Origin of the sequence: Pseudomonas benzenivorans (assembly GCF_024397895.1) — a bacterium.
Taxonomy (GTDB): Bacteria; Pseudomonadota; Gammaproteobacteria; order Pseudomonadales; family Pseudomonadaceae; genus Aquipseudomonas; species Aquipseudomonas benzenivorans_A.
The window spans coordinates 1,815,728-1,838,277 of the sequence record NZ_CP073346.1 but is presented as its reverse complement, the minus strand read 5'-3'; the positions used below and the strand labels follow the sequence as shown (position 1 = coordinate 1,838,277).

The window sequence follows — 22,550 nt, the reverse complement described above, 5'->3', positions numbered from 1 at the left end:
GGCGGCGGTGCTAGATGACCGCGGCCGGCGTGGCCGCCTTGTTGCCCCAGTGTTGCCAGAGCAGCACGATACCGATCAGCACGATGCCGGCCAGGTCGGTGGCCAGGCCCCCGGACACCAGCAGCAGCGCGGAGGTCAGCAGGGCGAGGCGCTCGTACCAGGCGCAGGGGCGCAGGAAGTAGCCGATGGTCGCCGCCGCCAGGGCGATGATGCCGATCACCCCGGTGGCGCTGGCCTGGAAGATCTCCAGCGCGCTGCCTTGGCCCAGCAGGGGCGGGTGGTAGATGAACATGAAGGGGATCAGGAAGCCGCCCAGGGCGATCTTGCTGGCCGTCACCGCCGTGCTGAACCAGTGCGATCCGGAGATGGCGCTGCCGATATAGGCGGCCAGGGCCACCGGCGGGGTCACGCCGGAGAGGATCGCGAAGTACAGGATGAACAGGTGCGAGGACAGCGCCGGCAGGCCGGCTTCGACGAAGGCGCTGGCGACCACGGTGGCGGCCAGCATGTAGGCGGCCACCGTCGGCAGACCCATGCCCAGGATGATCGCCACCAGCATGGCCAGGACCAGGGTGACGATGACGCTGCCACCGCTGACCGCGAGGATCACCGAGGACACCTTCAGTCCCAGACCGGTCAGGCTGATGACCGAGGCGATGATCGCCACGCTGCCGATGATCACCGCGATCATCGCGGCGGTCATGGCGCCGGCCTCCAGGGCCGCCGGCAGGGTCTTCAGGCGGTCGATCAGGCGGCCGGGGCTGCGCCAGGAGAACAGGTAGATCGCCACGGCGCTGAGGTAGGCCGCCATGGCCGCGGTGGTCGGGGTGAAGCGTACCATCAGCATCACCACCAGCACCGCCAGCGGAATGAACAGGGTTTCCCAGTGTGCCAGGGCTTCGCGCAGGCTCGGGCGCTCGGACTCGGGCAGCGGCTGCACGCCGGTGCGCTTGGCCTCGAAGTGCACGCTCATCCAGATGGCGAGGTAGAACAGCAGGGCCGGGATCAGCGCCGCGCCGATGATGGTCAGGTAGCTGGTGCCGGTGACATCGGCCATGACGAAGGCCGCAGCGCCCATGATCGGCGGCAGGATCTGCCCGCCGGTGGAGGCGGCCGCCTCGGTGGCGGCAGCGAAACGCGGCGAGTAGCCGCAGCGCTTCATCAGCGGAATGGTGAAGATGCCGGTGGTGGCGACGTTGGCTGCGGTGCTGCCGCTGATGCTGCCGAACAGAGCGCTGCACAGCGTGGCGGCCTTGGCCGGGCCGCCGGTCAGGCGACCGGCCAGGGACGAGGACAGCTTGATGAAGGTGTCGCCGCCGCCGGTGGTGACCAGCAAGGCGCCGAACATGATGAAGATGATGATGATGGTCGAGGAGGTGCGCATCAGGCTGCCGTAGACGCCGGTCGGCCCGAGGTAGAAGGTCGCCATCAGGTCGTCCCAGCGGAAGCCCGCGTGACCCCAGACGCCGGGCAGGTGCTGGCCGAAGGCGGCATAGGCCAGGGCGATCAGCACCAGGATCGGGAACGCCAGGCCGATGGCGCGGCGGCAGGCCTCGAGCAGCAGCAGCAGGGCGGTGACGCTGAACACCAGGTCGAGGGTGGTCGGCATCAGGTAGCCGAGGTCGTAGATGATTCGCTCGAAGTGGTAGATGTAATAGGCGCTGATCGCCACGCTGAGGCTGATCGGCACAAGTTCCAGCCAGGCCACGCCGGCGCGTGTCCGGTTGCTGGCGGGGTAGGCCAGCAGGATCAGCGGCAGGGCGAACATCAGGTGCACGGCGTTCTGGGTCGCCACCGGGCCGGTCGCCGCCGTGTACAGGTGGAACAGGGCCATGGCGCTGGCGATCAGGCGCAGGGCCTGCGCCCAGCCCCCGACCAGTTTGCGCTTGCCGCCATCCTCGGAAAATTTCTCGATAACTTCGGCGTTCTTCACGCTAGTGCTCATTGTCTCGCTCCTGAATGAAGCTTCGCGCCCGAGGGGCTGCTGAACCGGGGCCGAGGTTGCGGCCATGGGTCAGCGGGTTGTTGCTGGAACGGCGTCGGCTCGCCCTGCAAGGGAGCGCCGGGTCGTGCGGGAACGCGGCGGATCAGTCGTGCCTCGACCGATCCGCCGCAGCTTGCAGGTGTCGTGCTTACAGCGCTTCCGGCGGAATCACGCTGGCGGGAATGTCGAGGCCGATCTCGCGGTAGTAGCGGATGGCGCCGGCATGCAGCGGCAGTGTGGCGTTGTTGACCGTGTCCTGCGGGGTCACGCCCTTGGCCGGGGCGAAGGCGTTGGCGACCGCGTCGTGGTTCTCCCAGTAGGCCTTGGTCATGTTGTAGATGACCTCCTCCGGTACCTTCTTGGTGGTGCCGATGCCCATGTAGATGCCCATGGTGGTGGCCTCGGACATGCCACGGTAGGTGTCAGCCGGGATTACCGCGGGGGAGAGGAACGGCAGGTCCTTGACCACCTTGGCCACCTGCTCCTGATCCAGCGACAGCAGCTGCAGCGGGCGCGAGGAGTGCACTTCGGTGAAGGCCGGGATCGGCGGCACGCCGTTGTAGCTGAAGCCGACCAGGCGGCCATCGACCACGCCTTCGGCGGCATCGTCGATGCGCATGCGCTGGAAGTCAGGCTTGATGCCCAGGGACTTGAACACCAGGTCGGTGATGTATTCGCCGCCACCGCCGATGCTGCTCGGGTTGAAGCGCTTGCCCTCGAGGTCCTTGAGGGTCTTGACCCCGGAATCCTGGGCGACCGCCCAGTGCATGGTCGACGGGGCGATCCAGTAGATCAGGCGTGCATCGGGGTTGGCGCGCTTCTCGAAACGGCCGCTGCCGTTGTACAGCTCCTGGCCCACCAGCGCCTCGATGAAGCCGAGCTGGATATCGCCGGTGGTCAGGCGGGTGGCGTTCTCCGAGGTGCCGCCGGTTTCCCGGATGGTGATCTCGTAGGGGGTGTTGGCGTTGATCACCCGGGCGCCTTCGGAGATGCCGAAGAACCAGCCGGTACCGGTGGGCACCGCGCCAAGGTTGTAGGAGGTCTGGCTGTAGGCGCTGCCGCTGAAGGCCAGGGCCCCGGCGGCCAGGGCCGGCAGCCAGGTGCGCTTGAATGTGTTCTTCAGGGTGGTTTTCAGGGTGTTCATGGGGCCGATCTCCTTGCGATCTGAACGGGCCGGAAAGCCGGCGCGCCTTTTTATTGTCTTCAGGACTGTTGCAGGGTTTGCGGTTGACCGTGCTTTGGCGCAATGCCTCGGACCGGTGTCCGGGACCGTCGTCGGAGCAGGGGTATGACCAATCGGTCATCAACCGTGCGGTCTTTTCTATCCCCCTGACCGGGGTGGTGGAAGCTACATCTCGCGAAGCTGCCATCGCGAGCCGCGATGGCGGCGCCGGCCGCGGCCTGGACCCTTGCCCGCGATCCTTCGCAGAGCCCGCCGTGGAGCCCCCGGCGCGGCCCCAGCCGGTTCGGGTTCGAGAAGGGAGGGCACGGAATGCGCGGTTTTGTCCAGTCGACCAATGGATCGACCCGGGTTGCCGCGGTCGGGCGACGCCGTGGCCAGCGGCGGATGGCGGCCTGGCGCTGCGGTGCGTGCAGCGGGGCGGTTCTGCCATCGCATTTCACGATGGCAGCTTCGCGCATTGCTGTTTTGCGGGCCTGCAGGGCTTCTGCAGTATGAATCGCAGGCCGAGGCGGACCCGCACCGAATCGGCGTCGAGCGACAGCGGGCGCCCAGGGCGCGACGCCGCATGCCGCCGCAAGCACTTCAGGGTGGATGGCCAAGCAGCCGACAGCGGTTCGCCGATCGCCCTTCAGCCGACGCAATGATTGAAAGGAAACGCAGATGAATACGCAGACCACCCCCGCGGATCAGCAGCGCCCGCTCAAGGGCGTCAAGGTGATCGAGCTGGGCACCCTGATTGCCGGTCCCTATGCCGCCGGCCTGCTGGCCCAGTTCGGCGCCGAGGTGATCAAGATCGAGTCCCCCGGCACCGGCGACCCCCTGCGCAAGTGGCGCAAGCTGCACAACGGCACCTCGCTCTGGTGGTATTCGCAGAGCCGCAACAAGAAGTCGGTGACCCTCAACCTCAAGTCCGAAGCCGGCCAGGCCATCATCCGCGACCTGGTCAAGGACGCCGACATCGTCATCGAGAACTTCCGCCCCGGCACGCTGGAGTCCTGGGGGCTGGGCTGGGAAGACCTCAAGCGGATCAACCCGAAACTGGTCATGGTGCGGGTGTCCGGCTACGGCCAGGACGGTCCCTACAGCAACCGGCCCGGCTTTGCCGCCATCGCCGAGTCGATGGGCGGGTTGCGCAACCTGGCCGGCTACCCGGACCGGCCGCCGGTGCGGGTCGGCGTCAGCATCGGCGACAGCCTGGCCTCGCTGTACGGGGTGATCGGCGCGCTGATGGCCCTGTACCACCTGAAAAACGGCAACGGCGAGGGCCAGTTCGTCGACGTGGCCCTGTACGAGTCGGTGTTCGGCGTGATGGAGAGCCTGATCCCGGAATACGCCAGCTTCGGCCATGTCCGCGAGCGCACCGGCGCCAGCCTGCCGGGCATCTCGCCGTCCAATACCTACCGTTGCGGCGACGGCCGCTACGTGATCATCGCCGGCAACGGCGACGGCATCTTCAAGCGCCTGATGGGGGCGATCGGCCGCCAGGACCTGGCCGATGACCCGCAGCTGGCCCGCAACGATGGCCGCGTCCAGCACAACGACCGGCTCGACCAGGCCATCAGCGAGTGGACCGGACAGCGGGACCTGGAGTCCGTGCTGGAGATCCTCGAAGCGGCCTCGGTGCCGAGCGGGCGCATCTACACGGCCGCCGACATCCACGCCGATCCGCACTACCGCGCCCGCCAGATGATCGAGCAGCACGACCTGCCCGACGGCCAGCCGATCGAGCTGCCCGGCGTGGTGCCCAAGCTCAGCGGCACCCCCGGCGGCACCGACTGGCTGGGCCCGGAGCTGGGCCAGCATACCGGTGAGGTGCTGGCTGGCCTCGGTATCGACGCCGCCGCCCTGCAACAGTTGCGCGCCCAAGGCGTGGTCTGAATACATCCCTCAGGAGAACCGCATGAGTCTGCTAGCCAATGCCCCCGCGCGCCTGTTCATCAACGAAGTGGCCGTGCGCGACGGCTTCCAGGGCGAGGCGCGTTTCGTGCCGACGCCGGACAAGATCGCCCTGATCGACCGCCTGTCGCAGAGCGGCCTGGCGAAGATCGAGGTCACCTCCTTCGTCTCGCCCAAGGCCATCCCCAACCTGCGCGACGCCGAGGAGGTGATGCGTGGTATCGCCCGCCATCCACGGGTGACCTATGTCGCGCTGGTGCCCAATGTGCGGGGCTGCGAGCGGGCGCTGGCCTGCGACGTCGACGAGATCAACCTGGTGATGTCCATCGGCGAGAGCCATAACCTGGCCAACATGCGCATGACCTGCGAGCAGTCGCTGGAGCAGTTCGCCCAGGTCATGGACGTGGTGCGCGGCGGCCGGACCCAGGTCAACGGCACTCTCGCCACCGCCTTCGGCTGCCCCTTCGAGGGCGATCAGGCGGTGGACCGGGTTATCTGGGCCGCCGAGCAGTACCTGGGCCTGGGCATGCACAGCGTGACCTTGGCCGATACCACCGGCATGGCCCACCCGCTGCAGGTCGCCCAGCTGTGTCGCCGCTTTATCGAGACCTTCCCCGGCGTGCCCCTGACCCTGCACTTCCACAACACCCGCGGCATGGGCCTGGCCAACGCGCTGGCGGCGGTCGACGCCGGGGTCACCAGCCTGGACGCCTCGCTCGGCGGCATTGGCGGCTGCCCCTTCGCCCCGGGCGCCACCGGCAACATCTGCACCGAAGACCTGGTGCACATGTTCGAGTCCTGCGGCATCGCCACCGGGGTCGATCTCGATGCCCTGCTGGGCCTGGCCCGGGGCCTGCCTGAGCTGCTCGGTCACGAGGTGCCGGGGCAGGTGATGCGCGCCGGCAAGCGCGCCGAACTGCGCGAGCGCCGCGTCGCCGCCTGAGCGCCCCTCGCCCCGTCTAGACCCTGTCCCGGGGTCGCCACTGATCCGTAAACTGATCCGTAAGAAGGAAAGCGCGATGACCGCGAAAACCCTGTTCGAGAAGTTGTGGCAGAGCCACATCGTGCACCAGGAGGCCGATGGCCTGGCCCTGCTCTATATCGATCGCCACCTGGTCAATGAGGTCACCAGTCCCCAGGCCTTCGAGGGCCTGCGCCAGGCCGGGCGCACCCCCTGGCGGACGCAGTCGGTCCTGGCCACCGCCGACCACAATGTACCGACCACTGTTCGCCTGATGGGCATCGCCGACCCGGTCGCGCGCCTGCAGGTCGAGACCCTGGAGCGCAACTGCAGCGACCTGAAGATCACCCAGTACGGCATGCACGACCATCGCCAGGGCATCCTCCACGTGGTCGGCCCCGAGCAGGGCGCGACCCTGCCGGGCATGACCATCGTCTGCGGCGACTCCCACACCAGCACCCACGGCGCCTTCGCCGCGCTGGCCTTCGGCATCGGCACCTCGGAAATCGAGCACGTGCTGGCCACCCAGTGTCTGCAGGTGGCGCCGATCAAGACCATGCGCGTGAACATCGAGGGCGAGCTGGCTCGCGGCGTCAGCTCCAAGGACCTGGCCCTGGCGCTGATCGGCCGGATCGGCACGGCCGGCGGCACCGGCCATGCCATCGAGTTCACCGGCCGCACGGTGGCGGCGCTGTCGATGGAGGCGCGCATGACCCTGTGCAACATGGCCATCGAGGCCGGCGCGCGGGTCGGCCTGGTGGCGGTCGACGACAAGACCATCGACTACCTGCATGGCCGGCCGATGGCGCCGCGCGGTGCGGACTGGGATCGCGCGGTGGCGTTCTGGCGCACCCTGCGCAGCGATGCCGGGGCGCACTTCGATCAGGAAATCGAGCTCGATGCGGCCGTCGTCCGTCCCCACGTCACCTGGGGCACCTCGCCGGAGATGGTCGCGAGCATCGACGGTCGGGTGCCGGACCCGGCCCAGCATCCCGATCCGGCCAAGGCGCAGAACCTCAGGCACGCCCTCGACTACATGGGCCTGCAGCCGCACACGGCGATCGCCGACATCCGCCTGGACAAGGTCTTCATCGGCTCCTGCACCAATGCGCGCATCGAGGACCTGCGCATCGCCGCCGAGGTGCTGCGCGGGCGCAAGGTGGCGCCGAACATCACGCTGGCCCTGGCGGTGCCGGGCTCCGGTCTGGTCAAGGCGCAGGCCGAGGCCGAGGGGCTGGATCGGGTCTTCATCGAGGCCGGTTTCGAGTGGCGCGAGCCGGGCTGCTCCATGTGCCTGGGCATGAACGACGACCGGCTGGGTGCCGGTGAGCGTTGCGCCTCGACCTCGAACCGCAACTTCGAGGGCCGCCAGGGGGCCGGCGGCCGCACCCACCTGGTGAGCCCGGCCATGGCCGCGGCCGCCGCCGTGGCCGGCCATTTCGTCGACGTCAGTCAGCTCTGAACCCTGCGAGGATCTCCCCATGCAAGCCTTTACCCAGTTCGAGGCCCTGGTGGCACCGATCGACCGCGTCAACGTCGACACCGATGCCATCCTGCCCAAGCAGTTTCTCAAGTCCATTCGGCGCAGCGGCTTCGGCCCGAATCTGTTCGACACCTGGCGCTACCTCGACGAGGGCCAGCCGGACCAGGATTGCGCGACGCGTCCGCTGAATCCGGACTTCGTCCTCAACCAGCCGCGCTACCAGGGCGCCGGCATCCTGCTGTGCCGAGACAACTTCGGTTGCGGTTCGAGCCGTGAGCATGCGCCCTGGGCACTGGAAGACTTCGGCATACGGGTGCTGATCGGGCCGAGCTTCGCCGACATCTTCTTCAACAACTGCTTCAAGAACGGCCTGCTGCCGATCGTCCTGCCGCCTGCCGAGGTGGAGGCGCTGTTCGCCGCGGTGGGGGCCACCGAGGGCTACCGGTTGGCGGTCGATTTGCGCGAGCAAAGCGTCAGCCTGCCGGATGGCCGGCAGCTGCGCTTCGAGGTCGAGCCCTTCCGCAAGCATTGCCTGCTCGACGGCATCGACAACATCGGCCTGACCCTGCAGCACGCCGAGCGCATTCGCGACTTCGAGAGCGCCCGCCAGGCGGCCGAACCCTGGGTCTTCGCCGGCCAGGCGCCGGCCTGATCGCTCCCCGCCACACAAAAAAGGCCAGTCGGAGACTGGCCTTTTTTGTGTTCGGCCGCGGGGCCTGGTCGACCGGCTGGCCGCCGTGCCTCGCGTTATTTCCCCGCCTTGCGATTGCGCACATACAGCGCCTCGCCGCCGGTCGCACTGCTGCCGCGCACCTGCAGTTCGAAGCGCTTGGCCTGGCCCTTGATCAGCTCGCTGAGCTTCTTGAAACCGTACAGCCGCGCGTCGAAGGCCGGGCGCAGCTTGCTGATGTTCTGCCCGAGCACGCCCAGTTCGACCCAGCCGTCCTCGTCGTCGATGTCGTCGATCAGCTTGGCGATAAAGTCCACCGGCACCCGCTGCGGCTTCTTCTTGGTCGCCGCCTTGGCCGGCGCGGCGCCCGGGCCATCGCTGGCAGGTGCCGGCGCCTTGTCGGTGCCTTCGGCCGGCTCGTCGGCATCGGCGCGGAGGATCTCGGTGTAGATGAACTTGTCGCAGGCCGAGACGAAGGGCGAGGGCGTCTTCTCCTCGCCGAAGCCGTATACGGTCAGGCCCTCCTCGCGCAGGCGGGCGGCCAGGCGGGTGAAGTCGCTGTCGCTGGAGACCAGGCAGAAGCCATCGAAACGCCGGGTGTAGAGCAGGTCCATGGCGTCGATGATCAACGCGCTGTCGGTGGCGTTCTTGCCGCGGGTGTAGGCGAACTGCTGGATCGGCTGGATGCTGTGGTCGAGCAGCACCTGCTTCCACTTGCCCAGGTTGGGCTGGGTCCAGTCGCCATAGATACGCTTGACGCTGGCCACGCCGAACTTGGCGATTTCCTCGAACAGGCCCTCGACGATGGCGGCCGAGGCGTTGTCGGCGTCGATCAGTACGGCGAGCAGCTTCTGTTGCTGGGTTGCGCTGGGTTTGGCGGCCATGGCTCGTCCTTGATCTGAAGGTGTCTCGACCATACTGCGGATGCCGGCGTGGCGCCAGGCCCGGGCAGGACGTGCACCTGGTCGGCTGGTTCGGCGAACGCTTGATCGGCCCGGCCGGCGGGGCTTGCGCGCCCCACCTGCTTGATGGCTAACTGCCTGCAGGGACGACAGGCGTCCGCGCCCTGCGTCGTCGGCGCATCTCGACGGGCCCGTAACAACCGAACTGCTGCCCGCCACTGGATTTCCGCCTGCGTCTGTTGCGCCGGCATCGAGGGCGATCCGAACCTGTGACTGCAGTCGAGACACCGCGATGACCGTCGACAAAGCCGCTGCTGAGCCCGCGCGAACCTCCCTGCGAACCCAGATCATCGTGCGCGGTGCCCTGCGCAGCCTGGTGATCGCCGCGCTACTGTGCGTGGCCAGCTATTACCATGTGGCGGGCATGCTCGAGGAGGGCGTGATCGAGCAGCTCGAGCAGTTCATCGCCGAGCGCGGCCGGCGTGACTCGGAGCAGTTCCTGCAGACCGAACGCCACCATCAGGCGGTGGAGCAGGCCTTGCTCGAGCAACTGCAAGCGGTGCCGCTGGCGACCGGCACCGCGCTGTTCGATGACTACTTCGAGCCCTGGCCCGACGGCACCTGGCGCACCCGGCGCGGCTGGTACGACGGCCTGGTGTTCAAGGACGGCTTGCAGCATCGCGGCTTCACCGGCTTCATCGGACGCGACGTCGAGCTGACGCCCGAGTTGCGCCACCGCGCGGCCCTGATGGCCGGGCTGCTGGACTGGTACGGCAGCGCCTGGACCGCCACCGGCCAATACATCAATTATTTCCTGTCGGCGCCGGAAAACCTGCTGCTTGGTGAGTTCATCGGCGTGCCCTATCTGCATCAGGTGCCGGCCGACACCCATTTCCCCGACGAAATCTTCGTCGCCAGCGCCAACGAAACGCGGAATCCCCAGCGCCAAACGGTCTGGACCCACTTCTATTTCGACGCGACCGCCAAGATGTGGATGCTCAGCAGCCTCAAGCCGGTCTACCTGGGAGACCGCCTGGTGGCCACCCTGGGCCAGGACATCCTGCTGGACGAGTTCGTGCAGCGCACCCTCAAGGATGCCCTGGACGGCACCGAGAACCTGGCCTTCGCCGCCGATGGCAGCCTGGTCGCCTACGAGCCGCTGCTGGCGGAGGTTCAGGCCGCCGGTGGCGCCCTGAAGATCGACGGAGCCCGTCCGCAGTTGCAGCGCATCTTCACTGCCGTCACCGGGCAGAGTCGGCGCAGCGGCGTAGTCGAGACCGAGGATGCCTTCCTGGCCTACACCCGCATCGACGGGCCGGACTGGTACCTGGTCAACGTCTATCCCAAGCAGTTGCTGCAGAACAAGGCGATGGCGGCCGCCACGGTCATCCTCGGGATTGCGCTGCTCGGTTTGCTCTCGGAGTTCGCCGTGCTCTGGCTGCTGATCGCGCGCTATGTGCTGGCGCCGTTGCGGCGCTTCATCCGGGTGACCGAAAAGGTCGGCGGGGAGGGCTTGAGCGCCTTGCAGGGCAGCGAACTGCCGCGGCGCCGCGACGAGTTCGGCCTGCTGGCCAAGCGCTTTCGCGAGACGGCGAGCGAGCTGGAGGCCTCGCGTCAGGCGTTGCTGGCGGCCAACCGCGACCTCGATGCCCAGGTCGCCGCGCGCACCGAGGCACTGACCCAGGCCAACCAGCGCCTGGCCATGCTGGCGATCACCGACGAACTGTCGGGACTGCACAACCGCCGTCAGTTCCTGCATGTGGTGCCGCTGGAAGTGGCGCGCCTGGTCCGCCTGCAGGCGACGCCCCTGTGGGCGACCCTGGCAATCCTCGACATCGACCACTTCAAGCTCATCAACGACTGTTATGGCCATGGGGTCGGCGACCAGGCGATCCGTCAGCTCGGTGCATGCCTGGCTGGGCTGCACCGGCGCGCTGGGGATCACTGCTTTCGCCTCGGCGGCGAGGAGTTCGCCCTGTTCGCCAGCGGCGATCAGGTCGACGGCGCTAAGGTGGAAGCCTTCGCGGGGCATGTGCTCGAGGCGGTGCGCAACCTGGTCATCGAGGTGCCGGAGCAGGGGGCGACCTGCCGCCTGACCGTGTCGGTCGGCATCGCCTGCGTCCAGGCCGGCGCCGACCTGAGCCTGGAGCGCCTGTATAAACTGGCCGACGACGCGCTCTATCTCGCCAAGCAGAATGGCCGCGACCAGGCCAGGATCGTGCTGATCCGCGGTAGCGGCGATCAGGCGAAAACCCTCGAACTGGAGGTGCGCTGAGTGGCGGGTACGGGGCGACGTCGTCGCCTTCAGCTTTGCGGGGAGAGGCCCCAGCGCTGGTAGATGGCGTCCAGCTGACCTTCGTTCTGCAGGCGCTCGAGCGCCGCGGCGAAGCGCTCGGCGCGCGCCTGGTCGTCCTTGGCGAAGGCGACGTAGCGTGGCATCTGCGTCAATGGACTGGGCAGGATGCGCAGCTTCTGTTCGCCCCGCATTTCGCGGGCAAAATGCAGCAGCTGGATGTGGTCGCCGACGATCAGGTCGACGCGCCCGGCCAGCAGCATGGCCACCAGTTGCCGCGGGGTCTGGGCGCCGCTGTCACGTTTCAGGGCGGCCTGATCATAGGTCGATTCATAGGCGTAGCCCTGAACCTGGCCGATGACGTAGGGGCTCAGGTCGCTGAGTTGCTGCCAGTCGGCCAAGGGGACCTTGTGGGTGGTCATGAACACGGTGGAGCCGGTACGGATCGGGCCGACCAGCAGGTACTGGGCGTGGCGCTCGGCGGTGCCGGCGAACTGGAAGGCCATGTCGACCATGCGCTGTTCGAGCATGCGTTTGACCCGCTGCCAGGGGTACAGGCGCAGCTTATAGTCGACCCCGGCGGTCCGCAGCACGGTGCTGATCAGCTCGACGTCCAGTCCCTGGGGCGCCGTGTCGGGCCCGGCAACAAAGCTGTAGGGGGCGAACTGCTCGTCACCGACCACCTTCCAGGGCTCGGCCATTGAGGTGGAACCAAGCGTCAGAAGCAGGCAAAGCAGCAGATAGCGCATGGAATTTCCAGTTGGCTGGGCGACGGAGCATGGCACGGTCAGCGGCTGTCGGGCAATGCCCCTCCGTCGTGTGTGTGTACGGCTATCGAATGGCAAGTGTTGACCAGGAATTTGCGTCTGTCAGCCGTTGGACGAATGGAAAGTGCCGGCGCGCTGCTGCGGCGTGCAGGCCCGCTGATCGACGGCGCCTACGTAGGGGTTGCCGTGGCCCATGACGCAGCCGACCCGCTGGTTGCGCCAGCGCTCCCAGGCGCTGACCGGGTACTGGCGGTGCCAGGCCTCGTAGGTGCGGCGGTCCTGGCGCGACAGGCGCAGGCGGTAGTGATCGGCCATGTACAGGTAGATGCGCGCCGCGGCGCCGCGCGCCGGCACCGGGGGCATGGCGGTCCTGGCTTTGAAGTCGACGCGCATCGGGCAGGCGCCGTACTGGTCGGGCGCGGCGCCGAGCATGCCGAGGGCGTAGTTGGAGCGGTCGCCGTTCAGCTCGCCGATGCTCGGCACCAGGTTGTGCAGGTCGGCTTCGGCGGCGCGGAATACTGGATCGTTGCGGCTGCAGTTCTTGCGCCCGCCCTGCTGCCAGCACTGGCGCTGGTGGCCGATCACCCAGGCCGGGACCACGTGTTCCCACTCCAGGCGCTGGGCGCGACGCAGCTGCTTGCGCGGCTGGTAGCCGCAACTGGCCAGGTCCACGCGGTTGCCCTCATAGGCGCAACCACAATAGAAGGTGGTCTGCTGCTGGGCATAGAGCTTCCAGGCGATCTTCTTGGCGGCGGAGAAGGACTGCGGGGCTTCGGCGTGGACGGGGAGGGTGAACAGCAGGCATAGCAGGACAAGCAGGCGGGGCATACGGGGCTCGGGGCAAAAGCCGCGCATGATAGCCGCTCGGGGCGCCGAAAAGGCCTACAGGACGCCTTTTTATTCAATAATTTCAAAGGCTTGCTCGGGCTCCCGGGAGCGCCCGATGGGCGGCTGTCAGACCTTCTTGACGAACTCGGACTTGAGCTTCATCGCGCCGATGCCGTCGATCTTGCAGTCGATGTCGTGGTCGCCGTCGACCAGGCGGATGCCCTTGACCTTGGTGCCGACCTTGACCACCAGCGACGAGCCCTTGACCTTGAGGTCCTTGATCACGCTGACGGTGTCGCCGTCCTGCAGGGTGTTGCCCACCGCATCCCTGATCACCTTGGCCTCTTCGCCGGCGCCCGGCGCCTCGGCGCTGGCGGACCATTCATGGGCGCATTCCGGGCAGACCAGCAGCTGGCCGTCTTCGTAGGTGTAGGCGGACTGACATTTCGGGCAGGGTGGCAGGGTGCTCACTGAGGCTCCTCGCAGGGCAATAGGCTGAAAGCCGCACAGTGTATAGGGTTTAGCGGCGATAAGGCCGCCCGCGCTCGCGCCCTCGGGATAGACGAGGGCGCCGCGCGGTGAGCCTACCAGCGCGAGCCGTAGTAGCCGCCGTGGCGGTGATGACGGCGATGGTGGTGCTTGTGGTGATGCCGGTGGTGATGCTTGTGGAAGCGCGGCTTGTAGCCGTGGCCCGGTTCGACCACCCGTGGGTAGGCGTGGTAGTACGCCCGCGGCGGCGAGTAGTAGCCCCGATAGGGTTCGTAGTAGATCACCCGGGGCGGCGGCGGACCTATCTCGACATACACAGGCGCGCGCTCGTAGCGGCTGTTGGCGACTATCACCCCGCCGATCACCGCGCCGACCAGCGCCCCGGCGACCGCGGCATCGTGCCGCGATCCGCGTGCCGAGGCATCGCTGCTGATCACCAGGCTGGCGAGCAGCAGGCTAACCAGGGAAAAGCGGCCAAGCATGGAGGAACCTCCTTCGGCAGTTGCCGGGTTGGTTATTTTTTGACCATGCATGCGGGCGAAAATCCGCGGGGGCGAAGTAAAGCTTGTGTAAAGGCGCGCCTCAATCGTATTCCGCTTCCTCATGCTCACCCAGCAGGCGGCGCTGGCGCGGGGTACAGGCGGCCAGCACCTCGGGGTTGAAGCGCCAGGCCAGGTAGGGTGAGAACTTCTGCGCGACCATGCGCCGGCCGTAGTGCACCTGCAGCAGGTAACGGCTGCGGTCGTGGCTGCGGTTGCGACTGCCGGCGTGCCACAGCTCGCTGCGAAACATCAGCACATCGCCGGCCCGGCACAGCACCGGCTGCGCCGGCGTGCCCTGCCAGTGCTGCTCGCCGGGCTGCGGCGCGCGACCGGCGCGGTGGCTGCCGGGCACCACGCGGGTGGGGCAGAGGTCGGCATCGATGTCATCGAGGTAAAGGTGCGCCGTGAGGATCTGCATCGGCAGCTCGAACCCCGGATCGGCCAGCAGCACTGGCGGTAGCGGCATCACCAGGTAGTCCAGGTGCAGCTCTGCGCCGACGAAACCAGGGTGGCAGCGCCAGGCGGTCTGGCCGATGACGTGGCAGTCGGCGCCGAGGGCGGCCTCGGCCAGGTCGATCACCCCGGGTGGGTCGAGGTAGGGCAACCACAGCGGGTCGCGGTTGAACACGCACTTGTAGTGGTCGAGCAGTCCGCTGTAGTCCCAGTGTTGCGGTTGCAGGCGGTCGATGGCCTGGCGCAGCTCGGCGACCTGCGACGCCGACAATACGCCGGGCAGCAGGACGAAGCCGCGCCCGTGCAGGGCCTGCAGGTGCGCCGCGGTGGTGCTCGGCGCTACGGGGTCTGCCTGCATGGCTCGCTCCTCGGCTTGCGCCTTCCGCCTCAGTGGTGGCGCGTCAGGTCGTGAACCGCCAGGGACGACTGGCCGCGCTCGGGGTTGGGCTCCACGCTGCTGTGCAGGCGCTCGCCGAGCTGGTCGGCGCCGCCGATGTAGTGACCGTCCAGCCAGATCTGCGGCACGGTGATCGGCGTGCTCGGCCCCACCAGCGGTTTGACCCGCGCCAGCATCTCGTACAGGGCGCGGGAGTCCTTGACCACGTCGTGGTAGCGGAAGTCGATGCCGGCGCGCGTCAGGTAGCCCTTGGCCCGCTGGCAGTGCGGGCAGCTCGCCTTGCCGAACAGGTGGTTGCCGCTGACCGGGCTGCGACCGGCGTGGTGGGCGATCACCGCTTCGGTCAGCACCCCGCGATTGAGGGCGTTGCCCTGGCTGATCACCCGCCCCTCGACCATCACGATGGGCGCATGCCAGCCGCCCTTGAGCAGGGGGCGCCACCACAGGCTCAGCCAGTCGCGCACCTGCAGCTCCACGGGGATGTCGGCCAGTTCGGAGGCCAGGCAGTCTTCGATCACGTCGCGGGTCAGGGCGCATTCGCCGCAGGGCACCTTGATCTTCAACGGGCCGAAGGCGCCGGCCCAGCGGTAGAGGGTGATGCGAACGGCTGCGGTGCTCATGGGCGTGCCTGCATGGGGTCGGTTGGCGGCGCTCCCTTGAGCATAGCCAAGCACCGCCGCGCACCCTTCCTGGCGGGGCGTGCGCGGGCTGGCAGCTATCCTCAGACAAGCGAGACGGCTGCGGCCGTGCATCGCGCCCTTTTTCCCCAGCGCAGGCGCCGAGCATGGAACTGGACAAACTCACCGACAACGTTCTCGAGACCCTCTGGCGCTGGGCGACCACGCCCTGGCTGCAGATCGGCGAGACCGATCTGCACCTGGCCCGCCTGGTCGGCCTGGGCCTGATCCTGTTCTTCGCCTGGTGGTTCTCCTCGCTGCTCGAGCACGGCCTGCACAACGTCGCGGCGCGGGGCAAGGGCATCCACATGAACTCCTCGGGGATGTATGCGCTGACCCGCATCATCCGCTACGCGGTGTGGATCATCGGCACCCTGGTGGGCCTGCGCTACCTGGGCCTGGATCTGACCAACATCGCCCTGGTCGGCGGCGCCATCGGCGTCGGTATCGGTCTGGGCCTGCAGAACATCTTCAGCAACTTCATCTCCGGGCTGATTCTGCTGCTGGAGAAGACCCTCAAGGTCGGCGACTTCGTCGACCTGCAGTCCGGGGTGATGGGTCGGGTCACCGAGATAGGCATGCGCTACACGCGCATCACCACCAACGACCTGGTCGACATCATCGTGCCCAACTCCGAGTTCGTGAACGGCCGGGTGACCAACTGGAGCTTCGACGAGAAGTACCGGCGCATCCATGTGCCGTTCGGCGTGGCCTACGGCAGCGACAAGCACAGGGTCAAGGCGGCGGTGCTCAAGTCGGTGGAGGACGTGCCGGGCTGTATCACCAGCCTGCCGGGGCGCCAGCCAGACGTGTGGCTGACCCGCTTCGGCGACAGCAGCCTGGAGTTCGAGCTGGTGGTGTGGGTCGAGCACGACCTGATGGTCTCCCCCGGTGCCACCCATGCGCGCTTCTTGTGGGCCATCGAGGACCAACTGCGCGCGGCCGAGGTGGAGATTCCCTTTCCCCAGCGCGACCTGCACCTGCGCTCGGGCAGCCTGCGCCTGGATCTGGGCGATGGCCAACGGCTGCAGGTGTCGGGCGATGCGCCGCGCAAGGGTGAGGACCCGCATCGCTAAGAGGCAGCGAACCGTATGTCGGATCCGCGGCGAACATCTCCTTGCTCAGTGACTGTTGTTATTGAATGGCTTTGTTAATCAAGTGGTTATCAGGTTTGATCGATCTGTATCAGGCCAAGGCATGATTTTGACGTGAGCGCCTGGCGCTACTAATACCTTAGATACGCTCGCGCAAAGAAGAGCGCCCAACGCCCTCGGGGCGGAGCTCGGCTCGCTGCACTGCCAGGGCAATGGTGCATGGTCCGCCTGAGTCGTTCTCGACCCCTGTGGGAGTTCTGTTCAAGCCTGATTCGGGAAGCGGATGCTGCCATTGGCTCTTTCCCCGCTTACCGTGCGGCAGCACAGACTGCGACCTTGCCCCTTGGCGTCGCGCAGTACGAGGGAGGCAATGAAATGGCCAGAAATGCGGGTAGGTGGGAAAAGTCACGGCCATTACTGGTCGGTTCATCCACGCAGAAGGAAGCACCTGTCAGGGACAGATCAACGCTTGTCGGGGTTCACTGTTGCTCGCTCTTGTTGTTGGCGGCCACCCTGCTGGCGGCGCTGGTCGCAGTGGATGTGGTGCTCTGAACGGCAGCGCTGCCGGGCCGATTGCTCGGATGGCGCGCTGCTCCAAGCCGGGTAAGGGGCGTGTGACCCTGGTAGGACACCCAAGACTGCTGCCGGGACGGCACAGGGCAGCCGTTGGGCGCCCGCCATTCTCCCTGTACGGTTTGCCAGCGAAGCGGCTTTGGCGATCCCCTATGATCACGAATCGGCCAATCACCACGCGGGCCCACTGTGCCGCGACGCCGATCGACCGCGGCTGTTCCCGAATGGGGTCGTCGAGGTGGGCGAACCAACGGACGAGCGTGCATCAAACGGGGATGTATGGCGCTATTCATTGGCTATAAGGGAAGCTTTTTATATTTTTTACAATTAGAGAATAGTCTTTAGTTTCATATATTTAGTATGGATTTTAGGTGGGCTTGATGATTTGTCGGAGTCTTGACGTTCGTCCGTGGCGCAGCTAAACCAATAACACGGCAAGGGCGCTGTTCAGTGTGGCGCTGCAAGCCGTTGGCGGAGAAGAAGCGGCACGGCTGGGAAGCCTGAGGATGAGAATGATCGCCATGCTGGCGATTCGGTGGATCTCACGACAGGACGGGACGAACAATGGGTACCAAGAGCAGTACGGGGATGCCGGGAGGCTATCCGCGAGTAGCACGGGCGATGCCGAGTCGTTATCCGGGAGGCAGTAGCGATCACTGGTCCGACGCCGATGCACCGATCATCGCCGGGCACTACCTCAGCAGTCTTCTGCGGCCTCATAAGGGCTCGGGCGATGTTGTACAAGGCGCTCGCATGCTCTCCGCACGGCACTTGCAACGTGGCGCGCAGAACCGCGTACTCAGCCTGGCCGCCTGCGGAGCAGCCCTGTGGGCAACGCTGCGCTGCACCTGGCTCGCGCTCAAGCGGCTTGTTTTCGGCCCGGGCCATCACCTGGCGGCAACCGGGACCTGCTTTTCGCCGCTCAAGCGCTCAAGTGTCGTACCCGGGAAGCAGGGCCGCGGTCACCACTGAGCACCTGTCTCGATCACCTGGCGCTCCGCAGCCTGAGAAAGAGGGCGGTTTCCGCTGCCCTGTGTGATCAGTGCGCGGCGATGTTCAAGGGGCGGTGGGCGGCTCCGGCCAGTTCAGCACCCCCTGATCCTCGAAGCGCATGGTCCGGAACAAACCGCCCGCCAACTTGCCGCTCAGCGCGTAGGGCAGACCCTGGCCGGGTTGATAGCCCGCGGCGCCCCAGGCCTGGCGGATCGCGGCGAAGGCGGAAATGCTCACCGGCACGCTGATCAATGCTTCGCCGAAGCGAGGCACCTGCCCCTGCTGATCACTCACGCCGCTGGCCAGCGGTTGCCCGTTCACCTCCAATTCCAACGCCACGCCGTCGTAGTCGACGGCTCCGTCGTTCGGGTTCTGCACCCGCAGTTTCAGGGAGAAGCGCATTTCCAGTTCCTGCCCTGGCAGCGGCTCCAGACCGACCAGGTCGATGCGCAGCGGGTCGAGCATCAGGTTGGCGCAGGCGCTGAGGCTGCAGGCCAGCAGTGAAAGCAGCAGGGCGCGCAGGAGAGGGCGTGAGCGAAGAAGCATGGTTCGGCATTCCACGGCGGGCTGTGGGGAGAGCATAGAAGATCGCGTCGAGGTGACCGCCTTAGCGGCCGTGCTGCTTGGCGCTCAGCACCAGGGCGATGCCGCCGAGTACGGCCGCGGCGCTGACTATCAGGCGTAGGGTCAAGGCCTCGTCGAGCAGCAGGCTGCCGGCCAGGGCGGCGAGGATCGGCACGCTGAGCTGCACGGTGGCGGCCTGGAAAGCTTGCAGGCCACGCAAGGCGCTGTACCAGATGGCGTAGCCGACCCCCGAGGTCAGCGCACCGGACAGCACGGCATAGCCCAGTCCCGCCACGTCCAAGCTGGCCTGGCCCACCAGCAGTGCGCTGATCAACAGTGCCATGGGTACGGCGCGCAGGAAGTTGCCGGCCGTGGCCGCCAGTGGGTCGGCCACACCACGGCCGAGCAGGGAGTAGGCCCCCCAGGCCACGCCCGCCAGCAGCATAAGCAGCGCGCCGCCGAGCGGCGGCGCGCTGGCGCCGGGTAGCAACAGCGCCAGCAGGCCGCCGATCGCGAGCGCCAGGCCGGCGCTGGCCTGGCGTCTGAAACGCTCGCCGCGATACAGGCCCCAGGCGCTCATGCTCAGTTGAACCGCACCGAACAGCAGCAAGGCGCCGACCCCGGCATCCAGGCTGAGGTAGGCGAAGGAGAAGGCCGCGGCATAGGCCAGCAGCGCAGCGGCGGCGAACCAGCTGCCGGCGCCTGCGTTGTCGCTGGCGCGCAGGCGCAGCAGCAGCCAAAGGGTCAGGGCGCCGGAGACGATGCGCAGGCTGGTGAAGCTGGCCGCGTCAATATCCGTGTCGCGCAGTGCCAGCCGGCAGAGCAGGGAGTTACCGGCGAAGGCAACCATGGCCAAGGCGGTCAGCAGCAGGGTTCGAGCAGTCATGGGTAATCCGCGGCGGTCGGTGCCGGCCAATCTAAGCACAATTGGGCCGCGCCGCCGCTCGCGGGCTAGGTGGCCCGTCCTCGACCATTCAAGACGGTCGTCACCGCAAGCCTGCTGAAAGGGTTTTTTTGACTATCGTATCTAGAGGCGCCAAGCCACCTTGCAGGGCGCGATGCGGACTTCCCCCTTATCTGCTCGACCCTCGTAAAAGGGCGCCTCACTCGCACTATCGCTTTACCGCTATCGCCGTCCATGTCGGCAGGCGGATTGGCCTCTGCGCCAACAACCGTGGGCTGGTCGCGTGAGCTCCTCGGGCAGAAAGGTTGTCGCATCGAAATCGGATGAGTTTCCGGAAAGCACTGTTGCAGGCAGATCTAGAAAGTGTGCAGTTGGAGGCCTTTCAATGGTTTTTCCCGATGGTGAACATGGCGGCAAGGCCGATGTCCTCGGCAATCAGCACGGCTCTGGCTCGAAAAAATGGCACCTCATGTATTTCTTTCTTGCCGGATTCGATGTGCTGGTTGTGGTGCTCGGTGTGCTCTTGAATCATCAGATCGTCGACACCTATCACCGGTCGATCCAGGCCAACCAGTCATGGGTCCAGCAACTCTCGAGCTACTCGGCGCTGGGGAGTTTCGCCTCCGAGGTCAACGCGCCTGGCAACAACGTGTTCGATACCCTCGAGGTCGAAGCGGAGTCGCGCAGAATGAGTGAGGCGTTGCGCGTCTTCAACGAACACCTGGCAATGGCCAAAGCGCAGCTACAGGTTCGAATGGAGGATCAAGCCGGGAGCGGTGTGGATATCCAGGCCCTCACGCTTGCGCTGAAGGATGAGGTGGATGCCGTCGATGTGGCGATGGGGGAGATGGTCAACGAGGCTTCGCTGATCTTTTCCTTCTTCAAGGCGGATCAGCCTGATAGGGCCGGCAAGCGGATGGCCACAATGGACCGGAAATATGCCGAGCTGCTCGCCTCTCTCGCCACCGTGCGCGGGCGCGTCGGCCAGATTCAAGGCACGCTCCTGCAGGAAGAGCTGGAGTCGGTAGAGGTGCTGCGCCAGGTCGAGTACGCGATCATGGCGTTCGTGCTGATCATGGTCAGTGCGGCCGTAGCCTATGGCAGCAAGATCCGGCGCGAAATGGAGGCGTATGCCGCGGAAAGGGAGGGGTATCTTCAGGAGTTGCGCGAAAGTGAACGGCAGTTCCGCCAGCAGGCGTCATTGCTCGACAAGGCGCAGGACGCCATCGTCGTGCACGGGATGGATCTGCGCATTCTCTACTGGAACAAGAGCGCCGAACGTCTCTACACGGTCTCAGGGGAGGCGGCGCTCGGCCGATCGGCACGAGAGTTGATCTATCAGGGCGATGACGCCTGCAAGTCGGCCCTCGAGTGCCTGATCGAGACGGGAGACTGGGCGGGTGAGGTCTCCCTTCGGCGCCAGGATGGCAGCTGCACTACCCTGGAAAGTCGCGGAACGCTGGTGCGAGACGAGAACGGCCAGCCGCAGTCCGTCCTGTCGATCAACACCGATATCACCCAGCGCAAGCTAAATGAGCAGGAGGTCAATCGACTGGCCTTCTACGATCAGTTGACCGGCCTGGCCAATAGGCGACTGCTGCTGGACCGTTTGCAGCACACGCTGTCGGGCAGCGCTCGAAGCCTGAGCACGAGCGCGGTCATTCTCATCGATCTGGACAACTTCAAGGTGCTGAACGACACGTTGGGGCATGACCGGGGCGACACGCTGTTGCAGCAGGTCGCCTTGCGCCTCACCGATTGCGTCCGCGATAGCGACACCGTGGCTCGCTTGGGCGGCGATGAGTTCGTGGTCTTGCTGGAGGATCTGGACGAAGCACCGGCCGAGGCGGTGGTCCAGGCCCAGGCGATTGGCGAGAAGATCCTCGGCGCGCTCAACATTTCCTACCAGCTGGATGGCTATGAGCACCACAGCACCCCCAGCATCGGCATCGCCTTGTTCCAGGGGCCGCTGAGCACGGCTGATGACATCATGAAGCGGGCCGACCTGGCGATGTATCGCGCCAAGGCCGCGGGCCGTAACACCCTGCGCTTCTTCGATCCGGAAATGCAGGCGGTCGCCACGGCACGGGCCAGGCTGGAAGCGGACTTGCGCCAGGGCTTGCAGAGAAAGGAGTTCCTCCTTCATTTCCAGCCGCAGGTGAACAACGAGGGCGGCATCCTGGGGGCGGAGGCGTTGGTGCGCTGGATTCAACCTGAACGCGGAAGCGTTTCGCCGATCGAGTTCATTTCCGTGGCGGAGGAAACCGGACTGATTCTGCCACTGGGCCGCTGGGTGCTGGAAACCGCCTGTGCCCAACTGGTGTCTTGGGCCGAGCATGCGGAAAGCGCTCGACTGACCATGGCGGTGAACGTCAGCGCACGCCAGTTCCACCATCCTGACTTCGTCGGCGAGGTGCTGTCGATATTGGACAGCACTGGCGCCGATCCGCAGCGATTGAAGCTGGAGCTGACCGAAGGGTTGCTGATCGAAGATATAGAAAACACGATCGCCAAGATGGCCGAATTGAAGAACAGTGGCATCGGCCTATCCCTGGACGATTTCGGTACCGGCTACTCGTCGCTGTCCTACCTCAAGAGCCTCCCGCTGGATGAACTCAAAATTGACAAGTCCTTTGTCAGGGACGTGCTGGTCGATCCGAACGACGCCTCCATCGCCTGCGCCATTGTCAGCCTGGGCCAGAGCCTGGGTCTCGGGGTAATCGCCGAAGGCGTGGACACCGAGGCGCAGCGCACCTTCCTGGTCAATCATGGCTGCCATGTCCATCAAGGCTACCTGTTTTCCCGACCGCTGCCCGGCGACCAGTTCAGCGCATTTGTGCGCGAAAGGTCATTGGTCGAGAGCTGATTTGCCGGTGCAGAAACTGTGGTGCTATTCG

The 22,550-nt window shown here is 66.4% G+C and carries 18 protein-coding genes; 7 read left to right on the top strand and 11 right to left on the bottom strand.

Features of this window, described 5'->3' with window-relative positions:
- Nucleotides 1-10: 10 nt before the first annotated feature.
- Nucleotides 11-1,945, bottom strand: a complete 1,935-nt coding sequence (locus KDW96_RS08640; RefSeq protein ID WP_255840012.1) for a TRAP transporter permease — start codon at nt 1,943-1,945, stop codon at nt 11-13.
- A 187-nt stretch (nt 1,946-2,132) separates the two neighbouring features.
- The gene (locus KDW96_RS08635; RefSeq protein WP_255840011.1) at nt 2,133-3,128 is read right to left on the bottom strand and encodes a TAXI family TRAP transporter solute-binding subunit; all 996 of its coding nucleotides are present in this window, start codon (nt 3,126-3,128) and stop codon (nt 2,133-2,135) included.
- A gap of 699 nt (nt 3,129-3,827) precedes the next feature.
- On the opposite strand from KDW96_RS08635, the gene KDW96_RS08630 reads away from it, so the two are divergent.
- The 4 genes from KDW96_RS08630 to leuD all read left to right on the top strand — a co-directional run bounded on the left by KDW96_RS08630 (nt 3,828) and on the right by leuD (nt 8,159).
- Nucleotides 3,828-5,045: a CaiB/BaiF CoA transferase family protein gene (locus KDW96_RS08630; protein ID WP_255840010.1), complete on the top strand. Its 1,218-nt coding sequence runs from the start codon at nt 3,828-3,830 to the stop codon at nt 5,043-5,045.
- Nucleotides 5,046-5,067: 22 nt separating this feature from the next.
- On the top strand, nt 5,068-6,006 hold the full coding sequence (locus KDW96_RS08625; protein ID WP_255840009.1) for a hydroxymethylglutaryl-CoA lyase: 939 nt from the start codon (nt 5,068-5,070) through the stop codon (nt 6,004-6,006).
- Nucleotides 6,007-6,082: 76 nt separating this feature from the next.
- Nucleotides 6,083-7,486, top strand: coding sequence for a 3-isopropylmalate dehydratase large subunit (leuC, locus tag KDW96_RS08620; protein ID WP_255840008.1), 1,404 nt, complete (start codon nt 6,083-6,085; stop codon nt 7,484-7,486).
- A gap of 19 nt (nt 7,487-7,505) precedes the next feature.
- Nucleotides 7,506-8,159, top strand: coding sequence for a 3-isopropylmalate dehydratase small subunit (gene leuD / locus KDW96_RS08615; RefSeq protein WP_255840007.1), 654 nt, complete (start codon nt 7,506-7,508; stop codon nt 8,157-8,159).
- A 95-nt stretch (nt 8,160-8,254) separates the two neighbouring features.
- Here the strand turns inward: leuD and KDW96_RS08610 are convergent, their stop codons facing one another.
- Nucleotides 8,255-9,061, bottom strand: coding sequence for an NYN domain-containing protein (locus tag KDW96_RS08610; protein WP_255840006.1), 807 nt, complete (start codon nt 9,059-9,061; stop codon nt 8,255-8,257).
- 310 nt (nt 9,062-9,371) lie between these two features.
- On the opposite strand from KDW96_RS08610, the gene KDW96_RS08605 reads away from it, so the two are divergent.
- Nucleotides 9,372-11,354, top strand: a complete 1,983-nt coding sequence (locus tag KDW96_RS08605; protein ID WP_255840005.1) for a GGDEF domain-containing protein — start codon at nt 9,372-9,374, stop codon at nt 11,352-11,354.
- A gap of 29 nt (nt 11,355-11,383) precedes the next feature.
- Here KDW96_RS08605 and KDW96_RS08600 read toward each other — a convergent pair whose 3' ends face one another.
- The 6 genes from KDW96_RS08600 to KDW96_RS08575 form a co-directional block, all read right to left on the bottom strand.
- Nucleotides 11,384-12,121 (bottom strand): substrate-binding periplasmic protein, encoded by a 738-nt coding sequence (locus KDW96_RS08600; RefSeq protein ID WP_255840004.1) that lies wholly within the window; start codon nt 12,119-12,121, stop codon nt 11,384-11,386.
- Nucleotides 12,122-12,241: 120 nt separating this feature from the next.
- Nucleotides 12,242-12,967 carry an endonuclease gene (locus KDW96_RS08595; protein WP_255840003.1) on the bottom strand — a complete coding sequence of 242 codons (726 nt, stop codon included), beginning with the start codon at nt 12,965-12,967 and terminating at the stop codon, nt 12,242-12,244.
- Nucleotides 12,968-13,093: 126 nt separating this feature from the next.
- Entirely contained in the window at nt 13,094-13,438 is a 345-nt protein-coding gene (locus KDW96_RS08590) for a zinc ribbon domain-containing protein YjdM (protein WP_255840002.1), read from the bottom strand.
- A 113-nt stretch (nt 13,439-13,551) separates the two neighbouring features.
- A complete protein-coding gene (locus KDW96_RS08585; protein WP_255840001.1) occupies nt 13,552-13,938 on the bottom strand; it encodes a hypothetical protein in 387 nt (128 codons plus the stop codon).
- Nucleotides 13,939-14,038: 100 nt separating this feature from the next.
- A complete protein-coding gene (locus KDW96_RS08580) occupies nt 14,039-14,809 on the bottom strand; it encodes a phytanoyl-CoA dioxygenase family protein (RefSeq protein WP_255840000.1) in 771 nt (256 codons plus the stop codon).
- Between the two features lie 29 nt (nt 14,810-14,838).
- Nucleotides 14,839-15,468: a glutaredoxin family protein gene (locus KDW96_RS08575; protein ID WP_255839999.1), complete on the bottom strand. Its 630-nt coding sequence runs from the start codon at nt 15,466-15,468 to the stop codon at nt 14,839-14,841.
- A gap of 164 nt (nt 15,469-15,632) precedes the next feature.
- Here KDW96_RS08575 and KDW96_RS08570 point away from each other — a divergent pair, with 164 nt between their 5' ends.
- Nucleotides 15,633-16,601, top strand: a complete 969-nt coding sequence (locus KDW96_RS08570; RefSeq protein WP_255839998.1) for a mechanosensitive ion channel family protein — start codon at nt 15,633-15,635, stop codon at nt 16,599-16,601.
- Nucleotides 16,602-18,248: 1,647 nt separating this feature from the next.
- Here KDW96_RS08570 and KDW96_RS08565 read toward each other — a convergent pair.
- Nucleotides 18,249-18,731 (bottom strand): LEA/WHy family protein, encoded by a 483-nt coding sequence (locus tag KDW96_RS08565; RefSeq protein WP_255839997.1) that lies wholly within the window; start codon nt 18,729-18,731, stop codon nt 18,249-18,251.
- Nucleotides 18,732-18,792: 61 nt separating this feature from the next.
- The gene (locus KDW96_RS08560) at nt 18,793-19,635 is read right to left on the bottom strand and encodes a DMT family transporter (protein WP_255839996.1); all 843 of its coding nucleotides are present in this window, start codon (nt 19,633-19,635) and stop codon (nt 18,793-18,795) included.
- Nucleotides 19,636-20,122: 487 nt separating this feature from the next.
- On the opposite strand from KDW96_RS08560, the gene KDW96_RS08555 reads away from it, so the two are divergent.
- On the top strand, nt 20,123-22,519 hold the full coding sequence (locus KDW96_RS08555; RefSeq protein ID WP_255840498.1) for a putative bifunctional diguanylate cyclase/phosphodiesterase: 2,397 nt from the start codon (nt 20,123-20,125) through the stop codon (nt 22,517-22,519).
- Nucleotides 22,520-22,550: the final 31 nt, after the last annotated feature.

Coding starts and splice junctions, on each gene's coding strand:
- KDW96_RS08585 (WP_255840001.1), bottom strand. CDS start 13,938: ATGCTTGGCCGCTTTTCCCTGGTTAGCCTGCTGCTCGCCAGCCTGGTG.
- KDW96_RS08580 (WP_255840000.1), bottom strand. CDS start 14,809: ATGCAGGCAGACCCCGTAGCGCCGAGCACCACCGCGGCGCACCTGCAG.
- KDW96_RS08635 (WP_255840011.1), bottom strand. CDS start 3,128: ATGAACACCCTGAAAACCACCCTGAAGAACACATTCAAGCGCACCTGG.
- KDW96_RS08565 (WP_255839997.1), bottom strand. CDS start 18,731: ATGCTTCTTCGCTCACGCCCTCTCCTGCGCGCCCTGCTGCTTTCACTG.
- KDW96_RS08610 (WP_255840006.1), bottom strand. CDS start 9,061: ATGGCCGCCAAACCCAGCGCAACCCAGCAACAGAAGCTGCTCGCCGTA.
- KDW96_RS08600 (WP_255840004.1), bottom strand. CDS start 12,121: ATGCGCTATCTGCTGCTTTGCCTGCTTCTGACGCTTGGTTCCACCTCA.
- KDW96_RS08570 (WP_255839998.1), top strand. CDS start 15,633: ATGGAACTGGACAAACTCACCGACAACGTTCTCGAGACCCTCTGGCGC.
- KDW96_RS08605 (WP_255840005.1), top strand. CDS start 9,372: ATGACCGTCGACAAAGCCGCTGCTGAGCCCGCGCGAACCTCCCTGCGA.
- leuC (WP_255840008.1), top strand. CDS start 6,083: ATGACCGCGAAAACCCTGTTCGAGAAGTTGTGGCAGAGCCACATCGTG.
- KDW96_RS08575 (WP_255839999.1), bottom strand. CDS start 15,468: ATGAGCACCGCAGCCGTTCGCATCACCCTCTACCGCTGGGCCGGCGCC.
- KDW96_RS08555 (WP_255840498.1), top strand. CDS start 20,123: ATGTATTTCTTTCTTGCCGGATTCGATGTGCTGGTTGTGGTGCTCGGT.
- KDW96_RS08640 (WP_255840012.1), bottom strand. CDS start 1,945: ATGAGCACTAGCGTGAAGAACGCCGAAGTTATCGAGAAATTTTCCGAG.
- KDW96_RS08630 (WP_255840010.1), top strand. CDS start 3,828: ATGAATACGCAGACCACCCCCGCGGATCAGCAGCGCCCGCTCAAGGGC.
- KDW96_RS08560 (WP_255839996.1), bottom strand. CDS start 19,635: ATGACTGCTCGAACCCTGCTGCTGACCGCCTTGGCCATGGTTGCCTTC.
- KDW96_RS08625 (WP_255840009.1), top strand. CDS start 5,068: ATGAGTCTGCTAGCCAATGCCCCCGCGCGCCTGTTCATCAACGAAGTG.
- KDW96_RS08595 (WP_255840003.1), bottom strand. CDS start 12,967: ATGCCCCGCCTGCTTGTCCTGCTATGCCTGCTGTTCACCCTCCCCGTC.
- leuD (WP_255840007.1), top strand. CDS start 7,506: ATGCAAGCCTTTACCCAGTTCGAGGCCCTGGTGGCACCGATCGACCGC.